At 32.8% G+C, this 22761-nt stretch carries 18 protein-coding genes and 2 tRNA genes; 7 read left to right on the forward strand and 13 right to left on the reverse strand.

Annotated elements, in window-relative coordinates; translation table 11 throughout:
- Positions 1-92: 92 nt before the first annotated feature.
- The 7 genes from hflX to ACHRVL_RS02335 form a co-directional block, all read right to left on the reverse strand.
- Positions 93-1325: a GTPase HflX gene (hflX, locus tag ACHRVL_RS02305; protein WP_129023478.1), complete on the reverse strand. Its 1233-nt coding sequence runs from the start codon at positions 1323-1325 to the stop codon at positions 93-95.
- Positions 1326-1492: 167 nt separating this feature from the next.
- Positions 1493-2356 carry a hypothetical protein gene (locus tag ACHRVL_RS02310; protein ID WP_395410026.1) on the reverse strand — a complete coding sequence of 288 codons (864 nt, stop codon included), beginning with the start codon at positions 2354-2356 and terminating at the stop codon, positions 1493-1495.
- Between the two features lie 121 nt (positions 2357-2477).
- Positions 2478-3827 carry a DUF5689 domain-containing protein gene (locus tag ACHRVL_RS02315; RefSeq protein WP_395410028.1) on the reverse strand — a complete coding sequence of 450 codons (1350 nt, stop codon included), beginning with the start codon at positions 3825-3827 and terminating at the stop codon, positions 2478-2480.
- 17 nt (positions 3828-3844) lie between these two features.
- On the reverse strand, positions 3845-6661 hold the full coding sequence (locus tag ACHRVL_RS02320) for a TonB-dependent receptor (RefSeq protein WP_395410030.1): 2817 nt from the start codon (positions 6659-6661) through the stop codon (positions 3845-3847).
- Positions 6662-6863: 202 nt separating this feature from the next.
- Complete coding sequence (locus tag ACHRVL_RS02325) at positions 6864-8081, reverse strand: MFS transporter (protein ID WP_129023482.1); 1218 nt, start codon at positions 8079-8081, stop codon at positions 6864-6866.
- A 373-nt stretch (positions 8082-8454) separates the two neighbouring features.
- Complete coding sequence (locus ACHRVL_RS02330) at positions 8455-9495, reverse strand: Gfo/Idh/MocA family oxidoreductase (RefSeq protein WP_395410032.1); 1041 nt, start codon at positions 9493-9495, stop codon at positions 8455-8457.
- A 175-nt stretch (positions 9496-9670) separates the two neighbouring features.
- On the reverse strand, positions 9671-10741 hold the full coding sequence (locus ACHRVL_RS02335) for an NADH:flavin oxidoreductase/NADH oxidase (RefSeq protein ID WP_395410034.1): 1071 nt from the start codon (positions 10739-10741) through the stop codon (positions 9671-9673).
- Positions 10742-10940: 199 nt separating this feature from the next.
- Between ACHRVL_RS02335 and rseP the strand changes: the two genes are divergently transcribed.
- The 3 genes from rseP to ACHRVL_RS02350 all read left to right on the forward strand — a co-directional run bounded on the left by rseP (position 10941) and on the right by ACHRVL_RS02350 (position 12553).
- Positions 10941-12281 carry an RIP metalloprotease RseP gene (rseP, locus tag ACHRVL_RS02340; RefSeq protein WP_395410036.1) on the forward strand — a complete coding sequence of 447 codons (1341 nt, stop codon included), beginning with the start codon at positions 10941-10943 and terminating at the stop codon, positions 12279-12281.
- An 86-nt stretch (positions 12282-12367) separates the two neighbouring features.
- Positions 12368-12441, forward strand: a tRNA-Asn gene (locus tag ACHRVL_RS02345).
- Between the two features lie 38 nt (positions 12442-12479).
- A tRNA-Asn gene (locus ACHRVL_RS02350) sits at positions 12480-12553 on the forward strand.
- On the opposite strand, the gene ACHRVL_RS02355 is transcribed toward ACHRVL_RS02350, so the two are convergent.
- Together ACHRVL_RS02355 and ACHRVL_RS02360 are read right to left on the reverse strand one after the other, a co-directional pair.
- On the reverse strand, positions 12519-14072 hold the full coding sequence (locus ACHRVL_RS02355) for a recombinase family protein (protein WP_395410039.1): 1554 nt from the start codon (positions 14070-14072) through the stop codon (positions 12519-12521). The two genes, ACHRVL_RS02350 and ACHRVL_RS02355, sit on opposite strands and share 35 nt — an antisense overlap.
- A gap of 469 nt (positions 14073-14541) precedes the next feature.
- Complete coding sequence (locus ACHRVL_RS02360) at positions 14542-15204, reverse strand: recombinase family protein (RefSeq protein ID WP_395410041.1); 663 nt, start codon at positions 15202-15204, stop codon at positions 14542-14544.
- A gap of 437 nt (positions 15205-15641) precedes the next feature.
- Here ACHRVL_RS02360 and ACHRVL_RS02365 point away from each other — a divergent pair, with 437 nt between their 5' ends.
- Positions 15642-17492 (forward strand): hypothetical protein, encoded by a 1851-nt coding sequence (locus ACHRVL_RS02365; protein WP_395410042.1) that lies wholly within the window; start codon positions 15642-15644, stop codon positions 17490-17492.
- Positions 17493-17677: 185 nt separating this feature from the next.
- Here ACHRVL_RS02365 and ACHRVL_RS02370 read toward each other — a convergent pair whose 3' ends face one another.
- The 3 genes from ACHRVL_RS02370 to ACHRVL_RS02380 are packed head-to-tail and all read right to left on the reverse strand — an operon-like array spanning position 17678 to position 19915.
- A complete protein-coding gene (locus ACHRVL_RS02370) occupies positions 17678-17932 on the reverse strand; it encodes a hypothetical protein (protein ID WP_395410043.1) in 255 nt (84 codons plus the stop codon).
- Entirely contained in the window at positions 17895-18467 is a 573-nt protein-coding gene (locus ACHRVL_RS02375) for a hypothetical protein (protein WP_395410045.1), read from the reverse strand. Before ACHRVL_RS02375 ends, ACHRVL_RS02370 begins: the two co-directional genes overlap by 38 nt.
- A gap of 35 nt (positions 18468-18502) precedes the next feature.
- Entirely contained in the window at positions 18503-19915 is a 1413-nt protein-coding gene (locus ACHRVL_RS02380; RefSeq protein ID WP_395410046.1) for an RHS repeat domain-containing protein, read from the reverse strand.
- Positions 19916-20022: 107 nt separating this feature from the next.
- Here ACHRVL_RS02380 and ACHRVL_RS02385 point away from each other — a divergent pair, with 107 nt between their 5' ends.
- The 3 genes from ACHRVL_RS02385 to ACHRVL_RS02395 all read left to right on the forward strand — a co-directional run bounded on the left by ACHRVL_RS02385 (position 20023) and on the right by ACHRVL_RS02395 (position 22075).
- Complete coding sequence (locus tag ACHRVL_RS02385; protein WP_395410047.1) at positions 20023-20295, forward strand: helix-turn-helix transcriptional regulator; 273 nt, start codon at positions 20023-20025, stop codon at positions 20293-20295.
- A gap of 88 nt (positions 20296-20383) precedes the next feature.
- Positions 20384-21313 (forward strand): HNH endonuclease, encoded by a 930-nt coding sequence (locus tag ACHRVL_RS02390; protein ID WP_395410049.1) that lies wholly within the window; start codon positions 20384-20386, stop codon positions 21311-21313.
- Positions 21314-21580: 267 nt separating this feature from the next.
- Complete coding sequence (locus tag ACHRVL_RS02395) at positions 21581-22075, forward strand: hypothetical protein (protein ID WP_395410051.1); 495 nt, start codon at positions 21581-21583, stop codon at positions 22073-22075.
- Between the two features lie 23 nt (positions 22076-22098).
- Here ACHRVL_RS02395 and ACHRVL_RS02400 read toward each other — a convergent pair whose 3' ends face one another.
- Positions 22099-22530, reverse strand: a complete 432-nt coding sequence (locus ACHRVL_RS02400; RefSeq protein WP_395410052.1) for a hypothetical protein — start codon at positions 22528-22530, stop codon at positions 22099-22101.
- Positions 22531-22761: the final 231 nt, after the last annotated feature.

The raw sequence follows: 22761 nt of genomic DNA on the forward strand, positions 1-22761 counted from the left end.
TCGCAAAGCTATATAGATTTAGCTTTGCGAACTTTGTGTTTTAATAAAAGACCGTTTATAAGAATCTTTGTGTTCTTTACAGTAAAATTAACTTATTCTTGTTCTTCTTTTTCAACTGCATCCTTATAATCTGGATACAAAAATTTGTTATACGGAAATCTCGTTATATGAATCTGGCGAACGGCTTCATATACCATTTCTCTAAATTCTTCAAAATTTTGTTTTTGTGTTGCCGAAATAAACAAAGTATTATTTTCTCCAACATTACTCATCCAAGTTTGTTTCCATTCCTCTAGTGTATAATGTTTTCTGGTTCTTTCGGTAATCAAATCATCTTCATCGATAGTCAAATGTTTGTAAGCATCAATTTTATTAAAAACCATAATCGTTGGTTTATCATTACTTTTGATTTCCTGCAAAGTTTGATTTACAGATTCGATATGATCTTCAAAATCTGGATGCGAAATATCTACAACATGCAAAAGTAAATCGGCCTCACGAACCTCATCAAGTGTACTTTTGAAAGAATCTACTAATTGTGTTGGCAATTTTCTGATGAAACCAACGGTATCAGAAAGTAAAAATGGTAAATTTTTAATTACCACTTTTCTAACCGTTGTATCTAAAGTTGCAAACAATTTGTTTTCGACAAAAACATCACTTTTACCAATGGCATTCATCAAAGTCGATTTTCCAACGTTTGTATATCCAACTAAAGCCACACGAACCATTGCTCCGCGATTACTTCTTTGAATACTCATTTGTTTGTCGATCGTTTTAATCTTATCCTTCAAAAGTGAAATTCGGTCACGTACAATACGTCTATCTGTTTCAATCTCTGTTTCACCAGGACCACGCATTCCAATTCCTCCTTTTTGACGCTCAAGGTGCGTCCATAAACCAGAAAGTCTTGGTAATAAATATTGGCATTGCGCCAACTCTACCTGGGTTCTTGCGTACGAAGTTTCAGCTCTCTGTGCAAAAATATCCAGAATCAAATTGGTTCTGTCAAGAATTTTACAATCAATAATTCTTGAAATATTCTTTTGTTGAGACGGCGATAATTCGTCATCAAAAATTAAAGTCGATATATTGTTTTCTTTTACAAAAAGATGGATTTCGTCTATTTTTCCTGTACCTACAAATGTCTTGGGATTTGGACGCTCCATTTTTTGCGAAAAACGTTTTATAACTTCACCACCAGCGGTAAAAGTCAAAAACTCTAATTCGTCCAAATATTCGTTAAGTTTTTCCTCACTTTGATTTTGAGTTATAATACCAACAATGGCGGTTCTCTCAAAATTTATAACTTCTTTTTCTAACATAGCTTTGAATAAGTTGCAAATTTAATGATTTGCCTGCTACTTACAATTATAGAATTAGGTTTTTAAATTGTATTTAAAAAGATAAGCCATTTATAAACTATGTTTTACAAAGAATTTTCTTTTATAAAACTTGTTTACAAATGGCTTAAAAACGATTTAAAACGTATTTATTCGTAAATAAAGGTTTTCTCTGTTTTTACGATTCCGTTTTCTTCAATTTGCGAACACGAAATTGGAAAATTTAATTTGTTGTATTTATATTTTCTGCTTACGGCAACTAATACAGTCGACGACGGGCTAAAATTCATTTCGTTGTTATATGAAATCGACTCAAAACTAAATTCATCTTCATGATAAGAAATCATTGGAACAATTACTTTATAATTGTCCCCAAAAAGACTTTGAACAATTAGCTGATCTACAGATTTTTTATCATCATAAGTGAATGATTTAGAAATTTTATCTCCAACTAATCCTTTATGTTTAGATACATTATCGTTTACGTAAACATATTCGATTTTCCCAATGATTGCTTTGTTTCTGTCGCGAGAAGTACGTCTTACGATAATTCCATTTTCTACTATATATTCGATATCATCAACTAAGTTTTGGTGATTGGTACTTTTTTTAGTAGTCACTTTAACTCGAGCTCCTTCGTATACAAAAGTGACCACTTTAGTTATATAGTCAGGTCCTTCCTGATATTTTTTTACAAATTTAGTAATGTTATTATCGGCATTATAAGTGTAATTAATAACTTCTTTCCAGTCGCTGCCCACTTTGTCTTTAACAGTCATATCAAGCAGACCATTTTTATTATAAAAAAAATGCTGAATAACGTCTGAAGTGGTAATTGTTTGAAGTTTTCCATCTTTAAATGCAACTGTCTTGTTTACAATTTCACCGTCTTTTGAGTTCTGGTAATTTGTTTTTACAATATTAATTTGCTTTAATTTCACAGGAATATCGTCCTGGCTATGTGCTAAGAGAGGAAATACCATCAATATGATGGCAATAAAGTAGATTTTCATTTTGTTTTTGTATTGATTTGGGATGACCAAAATACAAAATTCTATCAAAATTTAACACTTTAAAGCTTAAAAAAGGTCAAAATGCTCTACAACAGATTAAAACTGAATTTTGAACTCTATTTTACTTTTCTCCAAAAATCTTTACATCATCAACCATAAAAGCACCATTAAGTGTTTTATCTTTTCCTGATCCCACATATCTAAAACCGATATGGATATTTCCTGAATAAGATGATAAATCGATACCGCCTGAACTTATAAATTGTCGCGCAGGAGTTGAAAGCGCAGGAACCTTTGCATCCAGTTTCGTCCATTTTGCTTTGGTTACATTCGAACCATCAAAATTTGTTGAAACGTAAACTTCGAGTGTATTTAACGGCGAATCCACTTTTAAATCATGTTGTGCACTTCTAAAAGACAATATTGCATTCTTATATCCTGTTAAATTAATTTTTGGAGAAACCAACCAGGCAATATTTTCTGCAGCTGTTGTGCTTGTGGTATTAAATTCGGCATAGCCATTTCCTGCATAAACGATACTTTTCCATAATTTTGTTGCTTTTTCTACAATATTACTCCAACCCGGAAGTGCAAAATTGACATTGTTTTTAACTGTTTGGAAATCTTCTGAAAAAAACGGAGTATTTCTTTTCCCATTCATTACAACATCATTTTCAGATCGTACCATTAATTGATAATCTGAACCAAATTTGGTTAAAATTCCTCTAACCTTCCCACTTCCTTCTGGCACAAAATGATCTGCAAATTTTGCATAACTGCTTGTTCTAAAAATAATTTGATTTCCAGTTTTATCACGCAAGTTCCAATTTGTTGCCCCTCCTACATTATTTGATTCTTCAAAATAATGTCGATCAAGAGCTGCTTCTGTAAATTCTACATCGTTGAACTCTATTAGTGTATTTAATTTACTATCCACAAGTGACTCTTCTATAGAAAGTGACTCTACTAATTGGTTTTCATCAATTATAGTACACGAGGCATTTAATACATTCTTAAAGTCATTCTGAGAAATTCTGCCAATGGCAGGATCTCCTGAATTGCTAACATATAAACTTCCTATTCTTAAACCTCCATAATACAAATCCGTGAATTGATTTTTGAGTTTGACATAAACTTTGTTCCCCAAACGGTAATCAATATAAGTATTCGAAACATCAACTGGAACACTAAACCCCACTGCAGGGCTGTTAGCTGTTGCTTTTGTTTGCAGTGAAATGGTTTTAAAAAAGTTCCCTCCTTCGTCACTCGATACTACATAAGCTTCAATAATATCATCATACAAATATTGCTTTGCCGCACTGCTTGAAAGTTCGTACACTTTTTCGACTGTTTTATTTACTGTAAAATCAGGCTGTGTACAAACTAGTTTTGGGGTTTCAACTTCGGTGCTGCAGCCAAAAACAAACAGCGATAATGACGCAAAAAATGAGTTTAGGATTATATTTTTCATGATAAATAAATTTTCGTTTATAAACCGATTGTGAGATTTAAGAAATAAGTTCTGCCGTAACCATAATAATATTTTGGTCCAAAAGAAGGTGTTTCACTGGATACATCCTGATTTAAGGCTCTAAAGTTTGCATTCCGTGCCTGCTCAAAACCGCCCGTTTTATACATTGAATTCAAAACATTATTAATGCTGGCAAAAAGTCCGATATATTTTTTATGAACCCTCCAAGATTTTCCGCCATTAATATTTAATAAGCTTACAGGATCAAACTTTTCTTGTTTTAATAATTCATTCCCTCTTCCTGATGTTGCTTCGGGAAAAGGAAATCCATTTGCGGGATTAATATAGAACTGAGAAGTTCGAGAAATTGGAGAAACATCAATATAATTATCTGTCAAATAATTTATATTAGTTCCAATCCACCAGAATTTAGGATCACGATATTCTAAACCAACTGAAAAGGCGCTTTGAGGCGTTCCAGATTGTTTGTAATTTTTAAGATAGGCGGAACCAAAGTCAAAAGTAGTTTGTGCACCATCTTTTGCTGCATTTGCATCATTTGTAATCGATACATCTGGATTACTGCTGTAAATATAATTACCGTAAGCAGCACTTAAAGTTGTTTTTAATGTTGATGAGATTTGATATTCAAAACTCAGTTCTGCTCCAGTATTTTTCTTATCTAAATGTGTTAAAGTCTGACTTACAAAAGCATCTGTTGCATCATAACCTGCGCCATTATCAAAAATTCCTTCGGCATAAAAAAAAGACGTTTTTGACGTGTTTTTAATTAAAGTATAATAAGCCGTTAACCGCATTTTAAGCTTTGGAGAACTATACACATAATTAGCTTCGGCACTGCTTATATTCTCACTTTCTATTCCATTTACTATATTATTATTTAAACGTGAATTTGAAAATGTATTTCGAAGAGACGGCGCTCTTGTAAGATGTGCTCCATTAAAAAACAGCCATTGTTTTCCCGAAATTTTATAGGTGAAACCTCCTTTGAAACCAAAATTCTCAAAATTTATTTTCTCACTTTTTCCTAAAGATGCAGTTGCATAAATTCCGTTTTGATACAATCCTTCTCTTTGATAATTAGACACTGAATACGATTGTGCCAAATAAAACTCAGTTTTATTATAAGAAAATTTAAACTGTGTAAAAGCATCGATTGTATTGGCTAAAAAATTATAATTGTAACCAAAAACATCTCCCTCTTTTACCTGTCTATTTGGGTTCTGTAAATCAGATTGAGAAAAATCTCCTTTGTAAAATGGATCAATATCTTCAAAATATTTTCCGCCGAGAAGATCTAGTAAATATTGAAAATTATGCGATTTTAAATTTCGGTACGTAACTCCTCCATCAAAAGAAATATTTGGAGTAATCTGGGTATTTAGGTTAGAATTTGCTGCAAAAGTTTTATCATCTGTTCTGTCTTCGTATAGAATATAATGACTTTGCGCTGACTCATAACCATTTTGTCCTAGTTTTTGATTTGCCAAATAAATGGTATTCCAATCTATTTGGGAATTTGTCAAAAATATGTTTTTACTTTTCTCTGCATTTTCATAATCTGGAGTAAATTCGCCTGAAAACTCTCCTTTATCTTTTGCATAAAGTGAACTAAAATAACTTGGCATTTTTCTATAATAAACTGGATCGGGACTATCTGCATTTTGATAATCAATTGTACTGTTTCCAACTTTCCCAAATTGATACATTAGGCTCGAATTCAGGTTTGTTTTTTCATCTATTTTAAAATAATGATTAAGCATAAAAAGAGGTTCTTCAACCTTTTTCACTCTTGCATTTCGTTTTTTTCCATTCTGAAATCCCCAATACGAATTGTATGTTTCTCCCATTAAACTAGTTACTTCTGCTGTATTTGGCGAATTTTTCCCGCGGGAATTTGGCGTATAAAACCCTGTAAAATTGAGAGAATGCTTATTGTTTAATTTCTTTTCGACACTCATAAAAAAAGAATCGGCATCAAAATTTGTTCCTTCAAAATAGCCTTCGTCCGCCCATCTTTTACCTGCTGAAACCACATAAGCCCAGCCCGAAGTACTCATTCCTGAAGCATACGTTGCAATTGCTCGTAAACTATAAGTTGTATTACTTCCTGAAAAGGTAAGCTGTGATCCTTTTCGATAAAGAGAAGCTCGTGTAAAAATCTGCTGCGTTCCTAGAATACCTCCAAAAGTATAATTTGAAGCTGCTGTTCCAATCGAAAAATCCTGATTGCGTAGGACATTATTTAATCCGCCCCAATTATTCCATTGCGGTCTGCCGTCGTAGATTTTATTCATTGTCATTCCGTTTAGCATCATTGTGCCATTTTCGCTGTCTAGGCCGCGAATCCTAAATCTTGCCTGACTCCAATTAAATGCCGAAGCCTGCATAAAAGCATCTTTTGAAAATTGCAAAAGCCCCGAAGTCATTTCAGATGAGCTGCTATCATCAGACAAATCACTGTCTAATAAAGTTATCAATGCGGCTGGAACTTCATCTGAATAAATATCTTCTAATTGTAATACGCCGAGATATATAATCTGACCAAAATTCGAATGAATTTTCAGAAGCAAGTCTTTGCAGTCTTGGCTGTGAATTAAAAGCAGCTGCTCTCCCTCTATAGAAGAATGCAGTTCAAATTTGCCGCTTTTTGAAGTAAGTTTTGTTATAGAAGAATTCTGAATGCTGACTACAACATTCTCAAGAGGATTTTGCGTTTTGGCATCAATAACAACTCCTCTAAAAATTGTTTCTTGCGCAAAAGCAAAACTAAAAGGCCATAAAATAAAAAAGACAATGTATTTTTTTACCATTAAAAATTCCAATTTACTTTGAAAATTATTTTCGGATATTAATCCTATTCAAAAAATAAAATTGGTTTTTGGAAAAGAGTTTTGTCTTGTTGTTAATACAAACAACTTAGCCCTCAAATATAGATAAATTATTGCAATAACAAATAAATTCTTACAATATTAAAAAACACCTATTAATTTGTGCTGTCTGCTGGTAAAAATATTAAGCTGTAGTTCTAATTTTAGAAACCATGAAGGCAATAAGAACACCAAAGATTCCGATAAAAGCAAAAGAAAACTGAAGCCCGAAATTTTGAGCAATATGCCCAATAACTGGCGGCCCCATTAAGAAACCTAAAAAACTAACACTCGAAACGATTGTTAATGCTTCTCCCGGCGGAACGGTCGGATTTTTTCCAGCCATACTATAAACTGTAGGAACAATAGTTGCAACACCTAAACCAACTGCCATAAAAGCGATGGTGCACGGAATAATATAAGGAAGGAAAACCGCAGTAAAAAGTCCCGCAGAAATCAAGATTCCGCTAATTTGCATTACACGTTCACGACCAAATTTATTGATTAATCCGTCGCCTAAAAATCTTCCTCCCGCCATCATAATCATAAATGAAGTATATCCTAAAATAACCAATGGTCCCGGTGCTTTTACTATATCTTTAAAGTAAACACCACTCCAGTCAAACATTACTCCTTCACTTGCCATACTGCAAAATCCAATAACACCAAGCCAAATTAATGCGCTGTCTGGTTTTGTAAACAGCTTTTTCTTTTCGGCAGTATGTTTGATTTTTTCTTTGGCTTTGACCAAAAATTTAAAATTAAAAGCGACCATTAAAAGTACTACGACTCCCACAATGAGAAAATGATGTAAAGGCGTTAAATTTAAGGCTAACATTCCTAACCCTACTAATGCTCCGGTAAATCCAGCAAAACTCCACATGCCATGAAACGAAGACATGATTGTTTTTTTAAAAAGAACTTCGGTATAAACTCCTTGAGTATTAACGGCAATGTTTGCTAAGTTTCCGAATAAACCAAACAAAAATAAACCTAACGATAATTGCAAAGCTGATGTCGCCAACCCTAAATTAGCCAAACATAAAACATACATAATTAACGAGAATACCAAAACACGATGGCTCCCAAATTTAGTAACCATTTTACCAGAAAATGGCATGATTATTAACTGCCCCATTGGTAAGGCAAAAAGAATAGAACCTAAATCACCTTCGGTTAAGTGTAAAGCGGTTTTAATATCTGGAATTCTGCTTGCCCAGGTTGCAAAACTTAATCCCATTCCAAAATAAAACATTCCAACAGCAAAACGAATTCGGTTCAAGTAAGAAGCTTTTGCTTCTCTAAAAACTTTCTTGATTTTTCCTTTTGTCTGGAATAATTGTAATGGATTGAAATTTATCAAAATGGATACTTTTTAAGGTTTGACAGTATAAAAGTACAAAAAAGAGATTTTATTGACTGCCAAAACCTACTAGTTCTACAAGTTATAACGTTGTAGTTTTATAAGTTGATGCTATAAAATATTTTTAACACATAAAAACATTCATTTTTACTACACACAAAAACAAGATTCGATGCATTAAAACTTAACCCGTTGGGTATAATTATTTTTAACACAATAGAAACATAGATTTGTTACTTTAAAAAAGGCGTTTCGCTTGTTTAAAAAACACATAATTATTTATGTGAAAGAAACATGTTTCTTTTTGCCTCCTTTTTAGACATAGAAATCAATGTTTCTATGTGTTTAGTATATTTACAAATTAGATTAAATCTTATAAGTTAATCGCTTTTCTCTCGGCATTACTTGCAATTGCTGCTTCGATGATCTGCATTACTTTTACACCGTCTTGTGCTGTGACAGGCTCTATTGTATCATTTGATATTGAATTAAAAACGCCATCAAAAAAAGAGAAATAATTTCCTTGAAGAGTTGGTACTTTTTCTCGAATCACTTTTTCGTTAATTTCTGTATGAAGTATTCCTTGTAAATCTTCAGATTCAGTTCCCCATGTTTCTAAATTCGGCTTCTTGCCAATTTTTAATTCATCTTCCTGAACATCACCGCGAGGTTTTAAAAAACTCCCTTTTTTTCCATGAATTGTGTATGCTGGATTAGCTTCTCTAACAAAAAATCCTGCTTTTAAACGCACTCTAAAATCTTCATATATCAATAATAAATCAATCCAGTCATCTACTAAAGAGTTCTCTCTTGTAATTCTGATATCTCCAAAAACTGATTTTGGAGAACCAAATAAACAAACAGCTTGATCTATAATATGCGGGCCTAAATCTTTTAGAACTCCGGCTCCGTCATTAGCAGTTTCTTTATGCGCTTTTGGGCTTAATAAAGGATTGTATCTATCAAAATGAATTTCGGCTTCTACCAACTCTCCTAAAACGCCGTCATGAATTATTTTTTGAACGGTTTTAAAATCGCTGTCCCATCTTCTGTTTTGAAAAACGGCAAGTTTTAATCCCTTTTCTTTTGCAAGCGCAGCAAGTTCTTCGGCTTCGGCAACAGTTGTTGTAAATGCTTTTTCTACGACTGCGTGTTTACCCGCTAAAAGCACTTTTTTGGCATACTCGTAATGCGTTCCAACGGGTGTGTTTACAATTACTAAATCGACATCATCTGCTAACAAATCGTCTATTGAAGGATAACTTTTTACTTCAGGATAATCTGCCTGAATGAGTTTTTTACTTCTTTCCCAAGATCCCAATAACTCAAAACCGGGATGAATATCTAAAAATGGGGCATGAAAAACCTTCCCTGACATTCCGTATGATAATAGTGCTGTTTTAATTTTTTGCATGTTGTTTTAGTTTTTTTGCCACAGATTAATGTGATTTTTTTTCGCCACGAATTTCACGAATTATCACGAATTATTTTAAGCTTTCGAACGCACCGATTTGTGCATATTCGTGAAATTCGTGGCGAAAAAAACTCAAAAAAATCCTTTCAATCTGTGTAATCTGCGGCTAAATAAATTATAGTTTAGCTCTTTCGTATTGTTTTGGCCAATGAATATCGTCGTTTAATGCTGCAGCAAAATCTAAAGGCAAGTTAGGATTTCTTAATGATGCTCTAGCAAATAAAATTAAATCGGCTTGTTCTTTATTAAGAATTTCTTCGGCTTGTTTTGCTTCAGTAATTAAACCTACAGCACCTGTAAGGATGTCTGTTTCATTTTTAACTTTTTCAGCAAAATGAACTTGATAACCTGGGCCAACTGGAATTTTTTGATGTGAAACCAATCCTCCCGATGAAACATCGATTAAATCTACTCCTTTTTCTTTTAAAATTTTTGAAAGTTTTATAGACTCTTCAATATTCCAGCCGCCATCTGCCCAATCTGTTGCCGAAATTCTAACGATTAAAGGAAAATCTTTTGGCCATTCAGTTTGAACAGCTTCTAAAATTTCAAGTGTAAAACGGATTCTATTTTCAAAACTCCCGCCATATTCATCAGTTCTAACATTTGTTAAAGGCGATAAAAACTGATGCAGTAAATATCCGTGTGCTGCATGAATTTCTAAAACTTTATATCCTGCTTCAACAGCTCTTTTTGTTGCGGTCTTAAAATCAGTAATAACTTTTTGAATTCCGTTTTGGTCTAAAGCTTCTGGAAGAAATGGTTCATTATCATGATACGGAATCGCGCTTGGTGCAACAGTCTGCCATCCGTCTTGATCGAAATTTAATTTTTTATTGCCAAGCCACGGAGCCGAAACACTTGCTTTTCGTCCTGCATGCGCCAATTGAATTCCTGGAACCGAATTTTGAGAACTAATAAATTCCGTAATTTTCTTTAGTTTACCAATATGTTCCTCTTTCCAAATTCCAAGATCAGCAGGAGAAATTCTAGCTTCTGGTGAAACTGCTGTAGCTTCCTGAATAATCAATCCAGCACCTCCGCTGGCACGGCTTCCTAAATGAACCAAATGCCAATCGTTTGCAAACCCATCAACAGCCGAATACTGGCACATTGGCGAAATCGCAATTCTGTTTTTTAAGGTTATACTTTTAATAATTAAAGGAGAAAATAATTGTGATGCCATATTTGTAACTTTTAATGGTTTTGTGCTACCAATTAAAATGACAGCATCATAAAACGTAAAGTTACGGCATCTTGTTAAAATGAGAAATTTAAATGTTTGTTTATTAACAAACATTTAAAACCTTAAACATTATCTTGCGGTCTTAAATTAAAATAGAAAACGCTACTTTTGTGCGTTAAATACGAACTAAAAATAAAAAATGGATATAGTTATCAAACTCTCTCAATTTCTATTGAGTTTATCTTTACTTATTATTCTTCATGAATTAGGGCATTTTATCCCTGCAAAATTGTTTAAAACAAGAGTCGAAAAATTTTACTTATTTTTTGATGTTAAATATTCGCTTTTAAAAAAGAAAATTGGCGAAACGGAATACGGAATTGGATGGTTACCGCTTGGAGGTTATGTAAAAATCTCTGGTATGATCGACGAAAGTATGGACAAGGAACAAATGGCTTTGCCTCCACAACCTTGGGAATTTCGTTCTAAGCCGGCTTGGCAGCGTTTGATTATTATGCTTGGCGGTGTTACAGTAAACTTTATCCTGGCATTTATCATCTATATAGGAATGGCTTTTGCATACGGCGATACTTATATTGCTAATTCAGACTTAAAAGATGGTGTGGCAGTTGAAAATCCTGCAATGATTAAAGCTGGTTTTAAAACTGGTGACAAAATTATTTCTATTGATGGAAAAACTGTTGAGAATTTTGACAAGGATATGAACATGAATATCATCATGGCAAAACATATCTTGATTGAAAGAGACGGGAAACAACAAACGATTACAATGCCTACTGATTTTGTAGATCAGCTTTCTAAAACAGAAAAAGGATTCCTTGTTGATATAAGAAGACCTTTTGCAGTAGGAAAAGTAACTGAGGATTCTGCTAATCAAAATTTAAAACCAAAAGATTTATTTCTTTCTCTTAACGGACAAAAAATTAAATATTTTGACGAAGTAAAAGCAATTTTAGAAATAAACAAAGGAAAAACAATTCCTGCTGTTGTTTTAAGAGATTTAAAAGAAACACCTATTAGTGTTAAAGTTTCGGACAAAGGAACATTAGACGTATTGGTTGGTGGTTTAGACATGAAATCATTGGAAAAACTTGGATATTATAAAGTAAGCACTAAAGAATATGGTTTCTTAGAATCTATTCCTGTAGGAATTGAAAAAGGAAAAGATCAATTAGTAGGTTACGGAAAACAATTGAAAATGATTTTTAATCCTGAAACAAAAGCATACAAACAAGTAGGTGGTTTTGCGGCTATTTATAACATTTTCCCAAGTTATTGGAGCTGGGAAACTTTCTGGTCAATCACAGCTTTATTGTCAATTATGCTTGGAGTAATGAATTTATTGCCAATTCCGGCACTTGATGGCGGTCATGTGATGTTTTTATTATACGAAATGATTAGTGGTAAAAAACCGAGTGATAAATTCCTTGAAAACGCCCAAATGGTTGGCTTCGTACTACTTATAGCATTACTTTTGTTCGCAAACGGAAACGATATTTATAAGGCAATTATGAAGTAGAAAAAAAAATTGAGAAAAAGAGTTAAAATATTTTTGAGAAACTAAAAAATCGATTATATTTGCACTCGCTAAAAAGAGCAACAACTTCCTCCTTAGCTCAGTTGGTTAGAGCATCTGACTGTTAATCAGAGGGTCCTTGGTTCGAGCCCAAGAGGGGGAGCAACTTTTTTTAGCAAACATATTTACCTTTAAGGTGATTCCTCCTTAGCTCAGTTGGTTAGAGCATCTGACTGTTAATCAGAGGGTCCTTGGTTCGAGCCCAAGAGGGGGAGCTTCATTGGAAAAGCCATTCGAAAGAGTGGCTTTTTTCATTCCTACATTTTGCAAACCCCTGTAATTTATAGTCATAAGCTCCACCAAGCTATTCTCAGAATTGGTTCGAAAACACTCTTTTTCCAATATTATATTCTCTGGGTAAATAACTCTTAAAAACGAACCTTTTTCCTTATTTTCCAAGTGGTTGAACACATTTCCCAACTGACATAATAATTCAACCGAATTATCCACATATTTCATCAAATCAGTATCATTTTCTCTTATTGAATCAATACGATTCTCAATTTCATTGATTCTATCAGAATACCTATTCTTAATCTTAAGATATTCCTCTGGCGTCAACCCATCCAACAAATACTTATCTTCTGTATTTTCTAGCATTGTTTCAAATGATTTTTGCTCTAATTTAAGCTCTTTAATACGAGCTTTGGCATCTATAGTGTTTGACTTAATAACATCACTTAAAACACCTTTAAACAACTCTTTTACATTTTCATCTAATGAAATCTCATTAAGTAATTCCTTAACCCTATCATGTACAACTTCTTTTTTTATTCGAATCTTGCATGATGATTTACAATGATAATATTCATAAGAACCACCGTTTCCTTTAGACTTACTTGCTGTTATTTGTTTACCACAGTTAGGACAAACGAAATTACCCCTTAATGGAAATAAATCGTTTACACTAGTCGGAAACTTCGCATCAGTATTCTTTCTACCATCTAAAACATTTTGTACTTTTTCAAATAGCTTCAAATCAATAATTGGCTGATGAATCGCCTTAGTAATTTCTTCTTTTTCTTTTTTGTATTCTGGAATTATAATCATACCCGAGTAAGTAACGTTTCTGAGCATATTATAAAATTGTTGCTTCTCCAGTTTTAATCCATATTCATCTCGTATTTTTTTTCTAATTACCTCAACTGGCTCTATTCCTTTTGCCACTTCCGTAAATGCTTTAAACACCATACTTGAATCTGAATTTGGCTCCAGAGACGTTTTATCCATGACTTTAGCGTTAGAATAACCGAAAGGGGCTTTCCCCATAAAGCATCCTTCTTTCTTCGCTCTGCGCATACCATCTTTAGTCCTTTGAGCAATCTTATCATTTTCTATTTCGGGAATTACAAGATACATTGCTAATATTAACTTGTTTTCCGGAATTGTCATATCCAATGGCTGTTCAATTGCATTTATAATTATTCCCATCTTTTGAAACTCTCTTAAAACAGCCATCGCACCTTCTGCATTTCTTGAGAATCTGTCCCATTTAGTGACCAAAATCATATCTATAGAGTTTTTATTCTTTTTAACATAATCCCTCAATATTTTCCATTCTGGACGGTTAAAAGTCTTTGCGGAATAGTCCTCAACATAATGCTTAAGAATCTTATATTCTTTAATATCACAGTATCTTTTCAACATTTCTTTTTGATGATTTAAGCTAAAACCATTTTCTTTTTGCTCTTCTGTACTTACTCTTCCGTAAGTGATTACATTTAGTTTTACCATAAATCTTAATTGTTTTTTTGTTTATACATAATTTCCGCGATTCTATACAACGCTTCTCTTATTTTTTCTATTTCTTCATCTTTATATGAAGCACCTTTTCGATTTAATACTTTTTTACATTCAGTTATACTTAACACTTTTCTATCTCAGACACCCATCTCATTCTTTTTAATCGGGCGGAAGATTACAATTTGGACATACCAAACCCTTCACATCACAAAACCATTGCGATACGTTCATTGCGTGAAATCAGAAATGGTTTCACAATTCGGACTATCAAGTCCAATAAAAATGTTAATTTTGAATATCAGCAGACTTTCTTAGAACAAGAATGACGCAACATGAATTTAACTCTAGCTATCAGTTAAATTATTAATTTCAATTAATTTAAAACAGGAGTAAACCCCTATTCTATACCCATTTACTCAAAAATACTACGAAAATCTAACATAAACAACCTATCAATAAATTAAATTCTATTATATAGTTGTTGCACCGTTGGAGCTAAAAACTGATTTCCGTACCGAGTTTTAAAATTCAATTCGTTGAGATATCCCGCAATTTTTCTGTAACTCATACCTTTTTCTCTGCAATTGGCAATAATTGATTTGGCTTGTCTATTATTATCATTAGTCATTGCATTTTCTTTAATTTTCAAAAGACCTTTCGCTCTAGCTTCATCAGTTAGATTTTTTGGAGTACCAAGTACAACGTTTTTCTTTTTTAATTCATCCAAAGCAAGTTTTGTTCTAGAACTAATTAATTTGGCTTCCTGTTCTGCAAGAGCTGAAAAAATATGTATTGTAAAATTATTTGCAGTTGGCATATCCACTGCTAAAAATTCGATACCTGCATCCATAAGAGAAGTCACGAAATTTACGTTTCTGGCTAATCTGTCTAATTTCGCAATTACTAGTACCGCCCCTTCATTTTTAGCCAATTGAATTGCTTTTTGGATTTCAATCCTAATACGCTTATTCGTTCCCGTCTCAATTTCCGTAAATTCTTCGATTATAACTCCTGCTTGAGAATCCACATATTTCACTACTGAACTTCTTTGAGCCGACAATCCTAATCCAGATGTACCTTGCTCTTTTCTACTTACACGATAATAGGCAACAAACTTTTTCATATCTAATATTTAAAGGATGTAATAAATGTTAAACGGTCGTTTATGATTTATTACATCACAAATGTAAAGACCCGGAATTCTTCACGCAAGATAAATCCTGGATTTCCAGGGCTTGAAAGAGGTTTAAGCAAAATGCATTGTATAAGCAATATGGTTTTGTCATAGATCAACACTTCGTGTTGATTATATGACAAACAAAACCTATCACATTAGAACTTCTTATAAATTACAAGACCTGCGCAAAATGCGCTATTAAAATATTTAAGAACTTTTTTGAAAGAAAATCTCGAAAACCTATTGACTCTGTTTTGATACTACAGTATATTTAAAACAATACCGCCTTTGGCAGTGTTCTGGGTGCTGGGGATGTGATTACCCCCAGCTTCTGCCCCAGAAAAAAAGCAGAACCTAACATAAAAAGCAGAATAATATGAAACATGCAACTTTACCAATCAGTCCAATCACTAATCAATCCTTCTTTACAAGGATTAAACCCAACTAACCAACCCTTTCAGAATACTATATTCCATAATCCTTACTATAATTATAGTTCTTTTAATTCATTATTATCTATTTCATCTTCTAATTACTTCTTCATATATGATGTAGTAAACAGACCTCCTTTAAATGAAGAAAGAACACTATATATAACAAGGCTTACAGCCCATAATGATGACAATATTACTACTGATATTCATGCTCAATTACCGCTATTCTTTATCAATAAAGACCGTATAAAGATTCCAAGCAAAGTAGAATATGTTATTAGAAAATACATATCGCGTAAGGTTTTAAAGGAAATCCACTCTGATATAGATGTCGCTATCGAATTGTGCCTACTGTTCACGAGCCAACTAAGCTCAACCTATTTTGGTATACTCGATGGGAGTAATCCAGAGGGCTGGAAATCCCTTAAAGCAAAATACCTACGTAACTTCCTAAGCCTTCATCCAATGACCTATAAAAGGGTAATTACGGCATTACAATATCCATTAACCAAAGGTGCTATCTTAGAATGTGACCTAGAGAGTATCATTGGAGAAAAGAACTATTACTATAGATTGGGCAAGCCTTATATTGGTAAAGGAATCGTTAATTATGAACTCAAAACAAGAGAAGCTAAAATCCTTTTAGACAAATATTATAATAACAAGCTCGAAGAAGCGCAAAAGAATCCAATATGTGAAAACCTATTGCAGTTCTATGCGGATGTTACCCTGCCAACCCTAGAACAGATAAAGAAAGAAGCCAATCGCTTGATTAAATTGGAATACATCACTAAAAAAGGAAAACGGCTGACCAAACTAAACAAACACAGCAGAGCTTATTTTAAGAATCCTGAGAACCTTTCCTTTGTGGAGGATTCTATTGCAATTTTCTCCTATCTGACCGATAACGGCCTAATGATTCCAAGTGTTGGCAGTGATAAAAGCGGTGGCAGGATTGTGGATTCCTTTACGCTTATGCCGAGCTGGATTCGTAGACTAATCAAGGTAAAAGGAAAACAGCACATCGAATGTGATTACAGCTGTCTGCACCCTAATATAGCTATTGCGCTATACGGTGGTTCGAAATCCAATTTGACCCATGGCGATATCGGTCTGGCTTTAAAAATTGACGCTAATGAAGTTAAAATCGAACATTTATCGTTTTTCAATAAAAAGGTCTGGCAAATGAAACAGTCCCCACTGTTTGAGTATTACAAGCAAAATGAGCCAAAAATGCTGGAAAATATCATAAATGAGAAACACAAAAGCCAATACGGTCACAGGATTACCTCTCGCAGGTTATTTGCCAAAGAAGTCGAAATCATGACCCATGTTACACAGCAACTAAATCAGGAAAGCATCTATGTTGGATACGTTTATGACGCTTTATTCTGCCATCCAAAACAAGCCCAAAGGGTAAAGAAGGTTATGGATGCCGTTATTCAGGATTATGACGTACAGACCACAGCAAAGCTATCTAACGGTAAAAAATACAATCCAATTGTAGCCCAATTAAACGAAAACAAGTTGGATTTTGATGCCATTATTAGCCCTAACCAGACCATAGAGCAAACAACAGCCTCTTTACAAATTAATGCCCGACTTATCAATTATGGCTACCGAATTAAAAATGAACTTCTGGCGAAAATACAAAATGGAGAGCAGTTAAATTTTGTGGTAGCCGATATAACATATAGTAAAGATTACGTTCTTACAGACCGTGTTTTGAAGATTTACGATATACTGAACACGTCCGCTCCTTATGTAATGGAAAGTTATATCCTAGACCCTGAGATATAAATCAGTAGAGAGGGACTTGCATCCATTTTAATAACGGGGGAAGGGGGTGAAATCCCTTGTTACCTCCCTCCCACGGGGGGTATCCCCAATTTGCTCCTACAAAGGGCATGAAGCCGTTCATAAAATTTTAAAAAAAATGGGGTTAAAATAGCAGGTTTAACAGATGATATGTACAATTAATGCACTTAAATCCAGCCTGTCGCACACGTATGGCGATATCCAATACGCTTGCCAGAGCCTAATTTTATTGAGGCTTTAGCAAAAACAAATGAACTGATTCGTGTTTCCATCGATTTTTTGGTATTTTTTTTAGAAAATAGGCTGATATAATGATATTTATATAAAAAAATAAAAGCAACCCAGTATCGAGTTGCTTTATTTTTTATAACTAGTTTCGGATGATTACCTACAGGTTGGGCAGGAGCTTTTTCTGGCTTCACTACAGCATTTCTTGGAGCAATATATTCCTATTGAAGTGGAAGAATCTGTACTATAACAATCTGACATTTTGCCAAGATGTGTATAATGTGACCCACTGAAAGATTTTCCGCACCATGAACAGCTTTTGCTTGATGATGACGAACCACCGCTTGATGATGATGAGTCAAAGTCATATCGGCTTGCAGTAGTTAATATCTGCTTGATATTTGCCATTCTGCTTAATACTTCATGTATATTTTTGTCTCTGCTTCGTAAACCTCTTTTTTGACAGTCACTGTTAAAGTTATCGATGTCCTTACTCAATTTAGTGTAATCTGTCATTAATCTCTCAAAATCATTAGTAGTCTTTGCAGTGTCTTCCTGAACTAATAATCTGTCATATTGAATATTATTGGCTTTCTTCGTAAGTTTCAAATCCGTTGGAAGGTCGCTGCAATTAACTGATAAAATAGAAACTATCAGGATTATGAAAAATCTATAAAACATCTTGTAATCTACTGCTCGATTTCTTTCTTCTAAAAATACTTTTCTCATTTGTGTTTTTGGTTTTAGGATTGGATTTTTATATTTTAATTGGCATCTATTTCTAAGAAATAAACATTTCCTTTTACATAGAAAAATTTACCTTCTATACCCGGAATATATCCCGTGACTTTTGACCCTGCGTAAATTCTCATTTTTCTATCCTTTGCTTCTGAGAATGGAATATCCATGTCTTGCTCATGTAATTGGAATATTTGTGGCTCATTTCTGCCGTTGTTAATTTTAATTTCTGCCCCGTAATATTCTTTAATATCATCGCCTTCGTGCATTTGCTCTTCTAACGTACCGTACAGTAAGACCCATATTTTCCCGTACGGAACAGTCATTTCATCTGAACACCATCTGTTGATATTGCCGACCATATTGCTCCTTTTCCACATCCCCGTTTTGGTCTTATTATCCCATTGCAGGGTTATTATCTTTTCATTAGCCCCTAATTCCTGTCCGTTCCAAACCTCTTTATTTGGAACAGTTGGAGTCTCTGGCTGTGATTGGGATAGTGTATCGATTTTTGAAACCTTTTGTGGTGCAGTCTCGGTCTCATTCTCCCCGTAGTACTCAATAGTACGCTCTACAATATAGCCTGGATAGTCCCCATTTTTGTCACTTGTTCTTCTAATCCAGTTCCCATGATTATCAAAATCATATTTATAATTGATTTTGTAATATTCAGAACCATCCAGATTTCTGGCACTCTCTTGGATTAAATTATCATTTTCATCATACACGAAATAATTCATCTGAAACTGGTTCGCTTTTAAATCATAGCAATTAGCTTCTTCGATTTTATTATTTCGCTCATCGTATTTAAAAATTTCCGTAGAAACTCTTTTACCATCTTTTTGAGTTTGTTGTTGGAAAATCAGATTATTGTTATTATCATATTTATAAATAAGTTTATTTGGATTATGAGGTTCAAGTACACTCAGGTTTCTCTTTTCTATTACATTAGAATTTTTATCGTATTTATACTCATACTTCCAAGTATAAGAAGGAGTGATTTCCTCAATTACATTATTTTTTGCATCATATTTAAATTCATAAACCCCCTCAACACCACCTTCAAGATTATATTTTTTAGTTTCCAACAAATTATTATTGACGTCATATTTAAACGTTGATAATTCTTTAAATTTATTCCCCTCAGAGCTTCCCTCTTCTACTTTTTCAATTACATTATTTTTTTCATCCCGCTTATATATTGTATGCAATGGAAAGTCTGATTCTTTAATATCGGTCTCAATTTCATAACCATTTTGATTATAGGTTATGTTACTGTAGAAAAATCCATTAGTGTCTCTGGTCGAAATGGATTTAACCTTTCCTTTTAATTTAGCTTTTGCTAAGTCATTATCATATTGGCTTTCCGTGTTTTTGCAAGCCGAAAAAAGCAATGCAATAAAAAATGAGAAGATAAAAATTGAATTCCTTTTTTTCATTGGTAGTAATTTAGTTTTTAGATTTTTTGGTGTTATTTTTTACAAATATATAAATTATAGCACAAGTGCTATAATAATTCTGCTCTTTATACCTTCATTTTGATGAAGTGAAAAAAGATGATACTAAAACCCGAAAACTAATCTTCGACCAAGAAGGATTACAGTTGCTCGCTAAGCGACTAAAAGAAATACGCTCTGAAAAGGGTTTATCACAGGAAGAACTAGCATATCGTTCAGAAATAACGTTGTCACAAATTGCCAGAATTGAGACAGTAAGAATTAATCCTACTGTTAGTACTATATTCAAAATTGCCAGAGCATTAGATGTTCCTCCAAGTGAAATATTTAATTTTGAATTAACTCCACTTCTACCTGAATAAACTTTTAATTTAAATTTATAAGATAAAAACTACTCTGATTAAGAGTAGCTTTTATTGTACCTCTAGAAGTTTATAAACAAAATATATTATGACCATTGGCTATCAACTCGACCCTGAGGAATTTTATAAAGTATATGAAATTCATAATTCGTCTGTAAAATATACTTATTCTAAAGATGAATATCATATCTGTCGGTACTGTAATACTACTGATGCGAAGAAGTTTAGGTCTAGGGCACATTTAATACCTGAATTTACGGGAAACAACGACGTATTTTGCTATAATGAATGTGATGACTGTAATAATAAGTTTGGTCTATATGAAACTCATCTGAGTGCATTCAGTGGTATACATAATACATTTATACCTATAAAAGGCAAAAAACAATTTCCAAAATTTAAGGATACTAAAAATGGCTTTACTAACCAATTTCAAGGAGATAACAAAACACTATTGCGAGTGGAAGGAAATTCAGATTTTATCAAACACGAAAACGGTTTTATTAATATTGAATCAGTTACACAATCATTCATCCCGCTATACGTATACAAGTCATTAACAAAGTTTGCCATTTCAATGTTACCAAAAGAAGATTTGCAGAACTTTTCTAAAACTATTGAATGGTTAAAAAATCCTGAAAGTCAAGCTGAAAACTTCACACCATTGTTATTAATTCATAATGAAGGCAGACCCCCATTGATAAAACCAATTGCTATTCTGATGAAAAGAAAAAACGATTACATCAAAAATGATGTACCTGAATATACTTTTATATTTGCATATGGCTTTCATCGCTTACAGATTTTCATTCCATACAATATCAACGATGAAATACTGAATAAAGAAACAATTACTTTACCACTAAATTTTGACTTTGTACTGCAAAAAGAAAAAAATAAAGGACTTTGGAGTTTTGGACATATGGATATGGATTGTTTAAAAAAAGTAAAATTACGAGATACCTTCAAAGCAAAATTCACACCTCAAAGTGGAGATTTTAGTAAATTAAAAAAATAAAGCAAAAAAAGGATAACATGAATATCAGTTATCCCTTTTTTCATTAACATTGAATAAATATCATTGCAAGACTTAACACTCAAATAGCTGAATTAATCAAAACCGATTTCCCTACTCTTTTTACTTTTTTAAATGACAATCAATAAAAGACTTTTCAACCGATTTGCTGTTTTATATTACTTATGTTCAATTATATTATTGCAAAAATAATGAACTGTTAAAAAGAGAATATAGATTACTGACCAATAATATTCGACAATTTAGAAAATGAAAAATTCTGAAAAATTAGACCTCCTTCTAAAAACTATAGCCAAAAATAAAGATTTTATTAGCTCTAAGATGCTTTTTGAAGATGTTAAAGGAGAAATCATACCTGAAGAACTTACTCCGATTGTAAATAAACTTTTTCTAGATAATAATATTGAAAAAAAAATACTAGAAAACATATCAAATTCTAAACTATCCCCCCCTTATTTTTGCAGAATAACATTTTCGGGGTTATTATTTTTAGAGAGAGGGGGTTATTGTGGAGAAGATATTTTAATAAAGAAAAATAAAATCTGGACAAAAACTAAAACCTTTGCTAATAGACTAAATACAATTATCATTTTAATAATTGCGCTTTTAGGAGTTTATGTTTCATGGGATTCTAAACATAAAGATGAAAAAATTGAGAAAAATCAAAAAACAATAGATAGTTTGAAAACAATATTAATTGATAAAAGCATGATTGATAAAAACATGCCCAACTTAAATAAATGATTATTAATCCAAATAATGTTTAATTAGCTTTTTATATGCATGGATAATTTCTTCAAATCTTCAACAAATAAATTCGACAATTCAACGGTAAAGGGTACATTAACGGAAAAGCTGTCATTTTTAACGGCTTTTCGTTTTTTAATACCTTCTGAAGCCTTGATATCCCTAGTCAAAACCTCAATTACCTCATTCACTTTAGTGGTTCGACAATTTTCATTTCCAAAAATTAGTTTTTCAGAAAATACAGCACCTGCCAATATTCTTTTCCCTTCATAATTGCTATTCACTAAGAACTCTTGTAAATTCATAAGCAATTCAAGTCCTGATTCAATATCCGACTTAATTGAATCCGTTTTTAATCCCAGAATTTCAATTTCATTATTTACGATATTTAATTCTTTATTAATTCGAGAGACTATATTATTAAATCTGTCTTTATCAATATCTTTTGCCAATAACACTTATTAAAAATCAATATCTTCAAAATATAAACTATACAAGGCCTTATTTACAGACATTTCTGCAGATTTAGATATTTAATCAAATTCACTTAATGCCAAAAATAGAATTTGTACGTTTTTTTCTGGTTTTTCAGGTATAAATACCGTTTTCAAACAATATATTTTGATTACTTTTAGCCAAAAGTTTCATTAATCAATGAACTTTTTTCGTTGTAAAATACATTA

Source organism: Flavobacterium sp. FlaQc-28, assembly GCF_044007415.1.
Classification (GTDB): Bacteria; Bacteroidota; Bacteroidia; order Flavobacteriales; family Flavobacteriaceae; genus Flavobacterium.